Origin of the sequence: Promicromonospora sp. NPDC060271 (assembly GCF_042726755.1) — a bacterium.
GTDB lineage: Bacteria > Actinomycetota > Actinomycetes > Actinomycetales > Cellulomonadaceae > Promicromonospora.
The window spans coordinates 1-10,695 of sequence record NZ_JBHXBG010000181.1; the positions used below are offsets into that span (position 1 = coordinate 1).

7 protein-coding genes are annotated in these 10,695 nt (G+C 72.1%); 6 read left to right on the forward strand and 1 reads right to left on the reverse strand.

All coding sequences use genetic code 11. The features are described from left to right. Positions 1 to 82 precede the first annotated feature (82 nt). Genes ACFWE2_RS21600 through ACFWE2_RS21615 form a run of 4 tightly spaced genes read left to right on the forward strand, consistent with a single transcriptional unit; the run spans position 83 to position 4,645 of the window. A complete protein-coding gene (locus ACFWE2_RS21600; RefSeq protein WP_377226265.1) occupies positions 83 to 1,114 on the forward strand; it encodes a carbohydrate ABC transporter permease in 1,032 nt (343 codons plus the stop codon). After that, complete coding sequence (locus tag ACFWE2_RS21605) at positions 1,111 to 2,028, forward strand: carbohydrate ABC transporter permease (RefSeq protein ID WP_377226266.1); 918 nt, start codon at positions 1,111 to 1,113, stop codon at positions 2,026 to 2,028. Before ACFWE2_RS21600 ends, ACFWE2_RS21605 begins: the two co-directional genes overlap by 4 nt. A gap of 8 nt (positions 2,029 to 2,036) precedes the next feature. Then, positions 2,037 to 3,623: a GH1 family beta-glucosidase gene (locus ACFWE2_RS21610; protein WP_377226267.1), complete on the forward strand. Its 1,587-nt coding sequence runs from the start codon at positions 2,037 to 2,039 to the stop codon at positions 3,621 to 3,623. A 29-nt stretch (positions 3,624 to 3,652) separates the two neighbouring features. Beyond that, positions 3,653 to 4,645: a LacI family DNA-binding transcriptional regulator gene (locus tag ACFWE2_RS21615; RefSeq protein ID WP_377226268.1), complete on the forward strand. Its 993-nt coding sequence runs from the start codon at positions 3,653 to 3,655 to the stop codon at positions 4,643 to 4,645. A 70-nt stretch (positions 4,646 to 4,715) separates the two neighbouring features. Here the strand turns inward: ACFWE2_RS21615 and ACFWE2_RS21620 are convergent, their stop codons facing one another. Then, positions 4,716 to 8,276 (reverse strand): proline dehydrogenase family protein, encoded by a 3,561-nt coding sequence (locus ACFWE2_RS21620; RefSeq protein ID WP_377226269.1) that lies wholly within the window; start codon positions 8,274 to 8,276, stop codon positions 4,716 to 4,718. Between the two features lie 108 nt (positions 8,277 to 8,384). Here ACFWE2_RS21620 and ACFWE2_RS21625 point away from each other — a divergent pair, with 108 nt between their 5' ends. Both ACFWE2_RS21625 and ACFWE2_RS21630 read left to right on the forward strand, forming a co-directional pair. Next, positions 8,385 to 9,149, forward strand: a complete 765-nt coding sequence (locus ACFWE2_RS21625; protein WP_377226270.1) for a helix-turn-helix domain-containing protein — start codon at positions 8,385 to 8,387, stop codon at positions 9,147 to 9,149. 184 nt (positions 9,150 to 9,333) lie between these two features. Beyond that, a complete protein-coding gene (locus tag ACFWE2_RS21630) occupies positions 9,334 to 10,641 on the forward strand; it encodes a Glu/Leu/Phe/Val dehydrogenase (protein WP_377226271.1) in 1,308 nt (435 codons plus the stop codon). The last annotated feature ends 54 nt before the right edge of the window (positions 10,642 to 10,695 follow it).

A 10,695-nucleotide genomic window follows, 5' to 3' on the forward strand; every position in this document is an offset into this window, starting at 1 on the left:
CACACAGGTCACCCCGGTGACCTGTGTGTCTGACACGTCAGCACGTAAGTGACCACCCGACGATGACGCGGCGGAAGATGAAATGGCTGTCCTGACACCACAACGTTCGGCACCGGGCCCCGGTGCGCCCCAGCGCGAGTCGCGCAGAATCGGCTTCTCCCAGCGGCTCGGCCGCTGGGACGTGAAGCTCTCCCCGTACCTCTACATCTCGCCGTTCTTCATCCTGTTCGCGGTGACCGGCCTGTTCCCCCTCGCCTACACCGCGTTCGTCTCGGTGCACGAGTGGAGCCTGCTCGGCGGGCAGGGCGACTTCGTCGGCCTGGAGAACTTCACGTTCGTGCTGGCCCAGCCCACGTTCTGGAAGGCCCTGGTCAACACGCTGTCGATCTTCGTGTTCTCCTCGGTCCCGCAGGTGATCATCGCGCTGATCATCGCGGCCCTGCTGGACCAGAACCTGCGGGCGGCGACGTTCTGGCGCATGGGCGTGCTGATCCCGTACGTGGTCGCGCCCGTGGCGGTCTCGATGATCTTCGGCCGCCTGTTCGCCGACCAGTACGGTCTGATCAACGCCATGATCTCCGCCGTCGGGCTCGATCCGATCGCCTGGCACGGCGACCGGATCGCCAGCCACGTCGCCATCGCCACGATGGTCAACTACCGCTGGATGGGCTACAACGCCCTGATCTTCCTCGCCGCCATGCAGGCGGTGCCGCGCGACCTCTACGAGGCCGCGGTGATCGACGGCGCCGGCCGTGTGCGCCAGTTCTTCTCCATCACGGTGCCGCAGATCCGCGCCACCGTCATCTTCGTCGTCATCACCTCGACCATCGGCGGCCTGCAGATCTTCGACGAGGTCCGCCTCTACGACGCCTACGGGCTCGGCGGTCCGGACCAGAACTGGATGACCACGGTCGTCTACCTGTACGACCTCGCCTGGGGCGACCAGCACAGCCTCGGCCGGGCGTCCGCCGTCGCGTGGATCCTGTTCCTCCTCATCGTCGCGATCGGCCTCGTGAACTTCCTGGTCACGCGGCGCATCGCGTCGTCGGGCACGGCGGTCAAGAAGTCCAGGCGCAAGAGCGTCACCACCAACATGGCTGGAGGGAACGCATGAGCTCCGTCGCTGTCACCGCCCAGACCGCGGGCGAGGGTGCCGCCAGGGCCGCCCTCCGCCGTCGGGAACGAACGTCCGTCGGGAGCGCCAACCGCCGCGCCGGCTGGATCGTCTACACGCTGCTCGGGATCACCCTGCTGGTCTCGGTCTTCCCGCTGTACTTCACGCTGCTTCTCGGCTCGTCGGAGCCGGTGGCGATCTCGCAGAACCCCGTGCCGCAGTGGCTGCCGGACGCCTCGCTGTTCACCCAGTTCCGGACGGTCATCGAGGCCACCCAGATCAACTTCTGGCTGGCGCTGACGAACTCGGTGATCATCGCGGTCATCGTCTCCGCGGCGGTCGTGCTGTTCTCGACGCTCGCCGGGTACTCGTTCGCGAAGCTGCGCTTCCGCGGCCGCGGCCCGCTGCTCGTGTTCGTCATCGCGACGATGGCGGTCCCGACCCAGCTCGGCGTGATCCCGATGTACATCCTCATGTCGGAGCTGGACTGGATCGGCAAGCTGCAGGCGGTCATCGTGCCGTCGCTGGTCGCCGCGTTCGGCGTCTTCTGGATGACGCAGTACCTGTCCGAGGCGCTGCCGTACGAGCTGATCGAGGCCGCCCGCGTGGACGGCGCCTCGATGATCCGCACGTTCTGGAGCATCGCGCTGCCTGCCGCCCGCCCGGCCGCCGCCATGCTTGGCCTGTTCACGTTCGTCCAGCAGTGGACGAACTTCTTCTGGCCGTCGATCGTGCTCAGCTCGGAGAACCCGACGCTCCCACTCGTCGTAAAGTCGCTGCAGGCCAACTACTTCGTGGACTACTCGTTGGTCATGGGCGGTGTGTTCCTCGTGACACTCCCGCTGCTGGTGATCTTCGCCTTCGTCGGCAAGCAGCTCGTCGCGGGCATCATGCAGGGAGCCGTGAAGGGATGACTCACGAGATGACACTGAACGTCAGGACCGACGCCGGGCTGCACCGCGTGCCCGCGCCGGGCATCGCCCTGCCGTACACGCCGTCGGCGCCGCGGACGGAGCCGACGTCGAACAGCACGGGAGTCGTCGGCTTCCCCGACGGGTTCCTCTGGGGGGCCGCCACCGCCGCCTACCAGGTCGAGGGCGCCGCCCACGAGGACGGCCGCGAGGACTCCGTCTGGGACGTCTTCGCCAAGGTTCCGGGGGCCGTGATCGGCCAGGACGACGGCGAGGTCGCCTGCGACCAGTACCACCGCTACCCGGCCGACGTCGCGCTCATGAAGGAGCTCGGCATCAAGGCGTACCGGTTCTCGACGTCGTGGGCCCGGGTCGTGCCCGGCGGGCGGGCGGTGAACCCGGCCGGCGTGGCGTACTACGACCGGCTCGTGGACGAGCTGCTCGGTGCCGGCATCCTGCCGTGGCTCACGCTGTACCACTGGGACCTGCCGCAGGCGATCGAGGCCGAGTCGAACGGCTGGGTGAACCGCGACACCGCGTACCGGTTCCGCGACTACGCCGTCACCATGCACGAGGCCATCGGCGACCGCGTCGACGTGTGGACCACGCTCAACGAGCCGTGGTGCGCCGCGTTCCTCGGCTACACGGGCGGCCAGCACGCGCCGGGCCGCCAGTCCCGCGAGGACGGCCTGGCCGCCGCGCACCACCTCATGCTGGCCCACGGCCTGGCCGTGGAGGCGCTGCGGGAGCGGGCACCCGAGGCGAACCTCGGCATCACGCTCAACTTCGAGGTCGAGGACCCGCTGAACCCGGACGACCCGGCCGACGTCGACGCCGCGCGCCGGCTCGACGGCGGGTTCACGCGGATCTTCGCCGACCCGATCCTGCGCGGCGCGTATCCCGAGGACGTGCTGGAGGACGTGCGCGAGTACGGCCTCGAACGGCACATCCAGGACGGTGACCTCGAGATCATCTCGACGCCCATCGACTCGCTCGGCGTGAACTACTACCACGGCAACGCCGTGTCGGCGACGCCCGCCGAGCGGCCGCTGGAGGGTGGCGCGCCGGTCACCCGGCCGTCGTCGTCCCCGTTCCCGGGCGGTGACGGCGCGTACACGCACCCGCGCGGACTGCCCGTCACCGACCAGAACTGGGAGGTCCAGCCCGAGGGCCTCACCAGGCTCCTGCTGCGCCTGCAGCAGGACTACACGGGGCCGCGCAACATCGCCCTGTACGTGACGGAGAACGGCAGCGCCTACCCGGACGTCGTCGGGCCGGACGGGTTCGTGGACGACCAGGAGCGTCTCGAGTTCATCGACGTGCACCTGCGCGCCATCAAGGACGCGATCGACGAGGGTGCCGACGTGCGCGGCTACTTCGGCTGGTCGCTGCTCGACAACTACGAGTGGGCGTGGGGCTACGGAAAGCGCTTCGGGCTCGTACGCGTCGACTACGAGACGCAGGAGCGCACGGTGAAGGCGTCGGGCCGCTGGTACGGTCAGGTCGCGCGGACCAATGCCGTTCCGGAGCGGTCGACATCGGTCATCACGCGCCCCAGCGAAGACAACGGCGAGGACAAGGCGGTTCCCCAGGCGTGACGACCTCAGGCCCACCCACCCTGGATGACGTGGCACAGGCGGCCGGGGTATCCCGGTCGACTGCGTCGCGCGCCATCAACGGTGGCCTGCGAGTCTCCCCCGAGGCGCAGGCGGCCGTCGACGACGCCGTCGCGCGCCTCGGGTACGCACCGAACCGCGCCGCCCGGTCCCTCGTGACCCGGCGGACCGACTCGATAGCCCTCGTGGTGCCCGAGCCGGACCAGCGCATCCTCACCGACCCGTTCCTCAGCGGCACCCTCGCGGGTGTCAGCGAGGGGCTGGCCGCGACCGATCTCCAGCTCGTGCTGCTGCTCGCCCGGCCGGGCGAGCAGCGCGGGCGGGTGGGCCGCTACCTGCGCAGCGGCCACGTGGACGGCGTCATCGTGGCGTCGCACCACCGGGGTGACCACCTCGAGACCGAGCTCGGGCCGACCATGCTGCCCGCCGTCTTCGTCGGCCGCCTCTTCGAGCCGGACCCGATGTTCTCGCGCGGCCTGCGCTACGTCGACGTCGACAACGTCACCGGCGGGCGCATCGCCACGCAGCGGATGATCGACCGCGGCCGCCGACGCATCGGCACCATCACTGGACCGCTCGACATGCCGGCCGGGGTGGACCGGATGATCGGCTGGCGGGACGCGCTGCGGGACGCCGGTCTGCCCGACGACGCGGTGGTCGAGGGCGACTTCACGGTCGCCGGGGCGGCGGTCGCCGCGGCCCGGCTCCTCGACGCGCATCCCGACCTGGACGGCATCTTCGCCGCGTCCGACCTGATGGCGGAGGCCACGCTGCGCGTGCTCGCCGACCGCGGCCGGTCGGTGCCCGGCGACGTCTCGGTGGTCGGGTTCGACGACCTCGGCATCGCCGAGACGACGTCGCCCCGGCTGACCACGGTGCACAACCCGGTGGTCCAGATGGTCGGCGCGGCGACGAGCATGCTCGTGGACCTGGTGGCGGGCCGTCCGGTCCGCGACGAGCGCCGTATCTTCGCCCCCCGCCTGATCGAGGGCGACTCGGCCTGACGGTTGAGTGCTGGCTATTTGTTGCTTTCCGGGCCTCCGGGCAACAAATAGCCAGCACTCAACGAGTTGGTCAGGCGGTGCGCTGGTGGCCGTAGCGGTGGGTCGTGCGGCTCACTGCCTGCTCGCGGAGCATCGTGAGGAGCTCACGGCGGCCGCTCGCCAGGACCGGGGCGTCCAGGACCGTCACGGTGCCGAGGCGGCTGGCCGCCGCGTCGCGCAGGCCCGGGGCCTCGCCCACCACGCGGATCCGGCCGGTCACCTTGCCGTCGGCGACGGCGTCGGCGAACGCCTCGTCCGTCATCTCCCGCTGCCCGACGACGGTGGCCCGCACGTCCGCCCGCGCGGCGGCGGCCAGCACCCGCTGCACCTCGACGTCCTGCGCACCGGCGCCGATCCGCACCGTGATGCCGGGGACCGGCCGGTAGCGGAACACGTTCGACTCGATGCCGAGCCCCGAGGGATCGTGCGCGGGGGCGAACTCGGTCACCCAGGCGCGGTCGTCGTCGGCGCGTGCCCAGGCCAGCCAGCCGGACGGGTCGGCGGTGCGCGAGGGCACCTCCGCGGCGTCCTCCCACCGGCCGAGCTGCGCGACGTAGTTGGGTCCGCCGGCCTTGGCGCCCGGTCCGACGGAGGACGCCTTCCAGCCGCCGAACGACTGGCGCTGCACCACCGCGCCGGTGATGTGCCGGTTCACGTACGCGTTGCCGATCTCCACCCGGTCGAGCCAGTGCGCCACCTCGGTGTCGTCGAGCGAGTGGATGCCGCCGGTGAGGCCGAACGACACGGCGTTCTGCAGCGCGATCGCCTCGTCGAGCGTGCGGGCGGTCATGATGCCGAGCACCGGGCCGAAGCACTCGGTGAGGTGGAAGAACGAGCCGGGGCGGACGCCGTCGCGCACGCCGGGGGTCCAGAGCCTGCCTCGGCCGAGGCCGGCCTCGCGGGCCACCGCGTCGAGCCGGCGCGGCCGGACGAGCCAGGTCTCGCCGGGCTCCAGCGTGGTCAGGGCGTGCAGGAGCTTGCCCTGTGCCGGTTCCGTGAGCGGCCCCATCACGGTCGCCAGGTCGGTCGCGGGTCCGACGGCGAGCGACGACACGGCGTCGACGAGCTGCCGCCGGAACCGCTCGCCGGTCGCGCTGCGGGGGTCGCCCACCGAGCCGACGAGGATCACGAGCGACGCGGCGGAGCACTTCTGCCCCGCGTGCCCGAACGCCGAGCGCACCACGTCCGCGACGGCCAGGTCCAGGTCCGCCGACGGCGTCACGACTATCGCGTTCTTGCCGGACGTCTCGGCGAGCACCGGCAACTCGGGCCGCCAGGACGCGAACATCTCGGCGGTCTCGATGGCGCCGGTCAGGATCACGCGGGACACGCCGTCGTGCGTCACGAGCCGGCGGCCGAGGTCGCCGTCGGGCACGCGGACGAACTGCGCGACCGAGCGGGCCAGCGCCGAGTCGAGCCCGATCTCCGGGGCGACCTCGTCGAGCGCCGCGTGCACCGCCTCGACGGCGATCTCCAGGCAGCGCGGCGTGGGCGGCGCGGGCTTCGCGATCACCGCGGTCCCTGCCGCGAGGCCGGCGAGCACGCCGCCGATCGGGATGGCGACCGGGAAGTTCCACGGCGGGGTGACCAGCGTGACGCCGTCCGGGGTGAAGCGGGCGCCCGGCCACGCCTCCGACGTGGGGTCGAGCGCGTCGGCCGCCTGCGCGTAGTAGGCGGCGAAGTCCACGGCCTCGCTGACCTCGGGGTCCGCCTCCGCGACGGTCTTGCCTGCCTCGTGCACCATGGCCGCGACGAGGTCGGCGCGGGCAGCCTCCAGGTGCTGGGCCGCGGCGCGGAGCACGCGGCCCCGGTCGGTCGCGGACACCTTGGACCACGCGGCGCCGGCCCGGCGGGCGAGCGCCACGACGTCGTCCACCTGGGCCGACGTCGCCAGCGGCTCCGCGATCGCCGGGACGTACCCGGAGAGCGGGCCCGTGACCTGCCGGGCCCACGCCCGGTGCTCGGCGACGGCAGGGTCGGTGTCGGCGGCGTTGCGGAACGGTCCCGTCACCGGCTGGGGTGCGGGGCGCGGACGGCGGCGCGGGGTGACGTCGTCGGGCGAGTAGTGCACACCCAGCTCGACGGACGCGCGGAAGGCGGCCTCCTGCCGGTCCATGGGCGCCTCGGTGGCCGAGGCCGTCGTGGCCGGGGCGAACGCCGCGTGCAGGAAGTTCTGCTCCGCCGCGTTCTCCTCCAGGCGGCGCACGAGGTAGGAGATCGCGACGTCGAAGTCCTCGTCGCGCACCACCGGCGTGTAGAGCACCACCCGGCCGTGGTCCTTGGCGACCTCGTCCCGGACGGCAGCGGCCTCGGTCGGCGCCATGCCCTGCAGCATCTCGATGTCGAGCGCCTCCGAGACGCCGCGGGCGCGGCCCAGCAGGATCGCGAGCGCCACGTGGAACAGGTTGTGGGACGCCGCGCCGATGCGGACGGCGTGCGCGCGCTCGGGGCGCAGTGCGTGGTCGAGCATGCGGACGTAGTTGGCGTCGACGTCGGGCTTGGACGTGTAGGGCGCCTGGGGCCAGTCGTGCAGGGTGGCCTCGACGTGCTCCATCGCCAGGTTGGCGCCCTTGACGATGCGCACCTTGATGCGCGCGCCGCCCTCGGCGACCCGCCGGGCGGCGAACTCGGTGAGGCCGTCCAGGGCGCCGAGGCCGTCCGGCAGGTAGGCCTGCAGCACGATGCCGGCCTCCAGGTCGCGGAACTCGTCGCGGCCCAGGATCTCGGTGAACACCGCGGTGGTCAGGGCGAGGTCGCGGTACTCCTCCATGTCCAGGTTGAGGAACACGCCGTGGTCGCGTGCGGCGCGGTACAGCGGCAGGAGCTGCTCGACGACGCGGTCGCGGGAGCCCTCGAGGTCCCACGTGACGAGCTGTGCGGCGACGCTGGAGACCTTGACCGACACGTAGTCGACGTCCGGACGCTCCACGAGCGCGATGGTGCGGGCCAGCCGGCCGGCGGCCTCCTCGGCGCCGAGCACCGCCTCGCCGAGCAGGTTCACGTTGAGGGTGTAGCCCTCGGCCCGGGTGCGGGCGAGGTGGGCGGTGAGGCCGTTGCCGGCGTCGGCGACGAGGTGGCCGACGAGCTGGCGCAGGCGGGCGCGGGCCGCCGGGACCACGATGCCGGGGAACGCCGGGGCGGCCAGGGCGCCGGCCCGGAACAGAGCGCGGTCGGCGGGGCTGAGGAAGGTGGCGCTGCCGGCCTGCTTGCCGAGCCGGGCAAGCGCCTTCGCCGCGACGTGGGTGTCCTGCGGGCGGGCGACGTCGTCGACGAAGCCGACGGCGAGCTCGAGGCCGGCGGGGTCGGACACGAGGGCGCCGAGGGCGGCGGACGCGCGGGCCACCGCTCGGTCGGTCCTGGAGCCGGCGTCCCTGGGCCCGGCGGGCTGCGAACCGGCGTCCGTGCCGGTGGCGGTGCCGATCCAGGTCCTGGCGAGGGCTACGGCGTCCTCGACGAGGGTGTCGGCGGCGGGCTGCGCGGTCGGCTCGGTCGGCTCGGTCGGAGCCTGAGGTGTGGCGCTGTCCGGTGCGCCTGCGCCCCCGGTCGGGACTGTGGCGGAAGCGGCGCGGTCGCGCCGGGCGGAGGTCTTCATTCCTCCAGGGTGCACCCGAAGCCGTTCACATGTATTGGCGAGATCACTCGCCGTCGGCACAGGTTTTCGCCAAGCGGGCGGTCCCGCGCCGCGTAGCATCGGAACCCCATGAGCAACCCGTCGAACAGCACGGCACGGCCTGAGACGCGTGCCCTGCTGGCAGCACTGAACCCCGCGATGGTCGCCCTCATGGACGAGCTGTCCGGGGTCATGTTCTGCGCCAAGGACGCCGACGGGCGCTACGTGCTCGTGAACCAGGTCTTCGTGGGGCGCACACGCGAGCGCTCCCGCCGGGACGTGATCGGCAAGCGCGCGGCCGACCTCTTCGTGCCGGAGCTCGCCGAACGCTACGAGAACCAGGACGCCCACGTCCGCACGACCGACAAGCCGCTGCGAGGCGAGCTCGAGCTGATCCGGCACGTCGGCGGGGCGCCGGGCTGGTTCCTCACCTCGAAGCTGCCGCTGCACGACGAGTCCGGCGCGTACGTCGGGCTGGTCTCCGTGTCGCAGGACCTGCGCTCCGGGGACGCCGACGACGCGACCATCCAGGCCATGGCCCGACTGCGCGCCGACATCGAGAAGCTGCTCGAGTATGGCGAGGTGCCCTCGGTGGCCGATCTCGCCGTGCTCGCCGGGTGCAGCCCCGCGTCCCTGGACCGCCGCGTCCGGCGGGTCTTCGGGCTCTCCCCGCGCCAGCTCGTGCTGCGGCTGCGGGTCGACCGCGCGGCGCACCTGCTCACCACGAGCACCGTGCCGCTGGCAGACGTCGCGACCGCCGCTGGCTTCTACGACCAGCCGTCGTTCACGCGCACGTTCGCGCGCCTGACCGGCGAGACGCCGTCGTCGTTCCGCAGCCGGTCGAAGCGCGGTTGACCGACCTGGGTACTGACTTTTCCGGGCGAGACCGCCATTGCCGGAAAATTACCGGATCTATCCCCAGCCATCGCGCACCGCCGCGCATCGAAGCGATACGGTGATACCGAGGCGCAAACCCCGCGCCGCGCAACCCGCGCCCCGCTCCCAAGGCGGTAGGCGCCGTTCTCCCCGGAGGACCCACGTGACGACGACAACGACGTCCACACCCGCATCACCGCCCAGCTTCGCGCCGTCAGGATCGCCCGTCGAGGGTTCCGCGCTCGCCACCGCGCACGCGCAGCTCGCCACGGCGGCCGAGATCCTCGGTTACGACGAGGGCCTGCACCGCATGCTCGCGACGCCGCGCCGTGAGATCCACGTCGCGGTGCCGCTCCGTCGCGACACGGGCGAGACCGTCCTGTTCCACGGTTTCCGCGTGCAGCACAACGTGAGCCTCGGCCCGGGCAAGGGCGGCCTGCGCTACCACCCCTCCGTCGACGTCGACGAGGTGCGCGCGCTGGCCATGTGGATGACCTGGAAGTGTGCGGTGGTCAACCTGCCGTACGGCGGCGCCAAGGGCGGCGTCGCCATCGACCCCCGCGGGTACTCGCAGTCCGAGCTCGAGCGCGTGACCCGGCGGTACACGTCGGAGATCATGCCGATGATCGGCCCCGACACCGACATCATGGCCCCGGACATGGGCACCGACGCCCAGACCATGGCCTGGGTGATGGACACCTACTCGGTCAACCGCGGGTACACGATCCCCGCGGTCGTGACCGGCAAGCCCCTCGCGGTCGGCGGTTCGCTCGGCCGCGGCACCGCGACCTCGGCAGGCATCGTGCACGTCACGTCAGCCGCGCTCGCCGAGGCCGGCATCCCCCTGAGCGACGTGTCCGTCGCCATCCAGGGCTTCGGCAAGGTCGGCTCGCACGCCGCGGAGATCTTCGCGGCACGCGGCTCGCGCGTCGTCGCGGTCAGCGACCAGTACGGCGGCATCCGAAACGACGGCGGGCTCGACGTGCCCCGGCTCATGGAGCACGTGCAGCGCACGGGCTCGGTCGTGGACTTCGCCGACGCCGACCCTGTCTCCAACACGGAGCTCCTCGCGCTCGACGTCGACGTGCTGGTCCCGGCCGCGATCGAGGGCGTGCTCGACGAGACGACGGCCGGCAGGGTCAAGGCCCGCTGGGTCGTCGAGGGCGCCAACGGGCCCACGACGGCGGCCGGCGACACACTGCTCGCCAAGAACGGCGTCACGGTGGTCCCGGACGTCCTGGCCAACGCCGGCGGCGTGGTCGTCTCCTACTTCGAGTGGGTCCAGGCGAACCAGACGTACTGGTGGACCGAGCAGGAGATCGCGGACAAGCTGGAGCACCGCATGATCACCGCGTACGCGGAGGTCTCCGCGCTGGCTCAGCGCGAGCACCTGTCGCTGCGGGACGCGGCGCTCGTCATCGGCGTCAAGCGGGTCGCGGAGGCGCACCAGATCAGGGGCCTCTACCCCTGATCGCGAGCCGGTCCGTGAGGTAGAGCGCCCGTCCGGGTCCCCTGGCGGCACCAG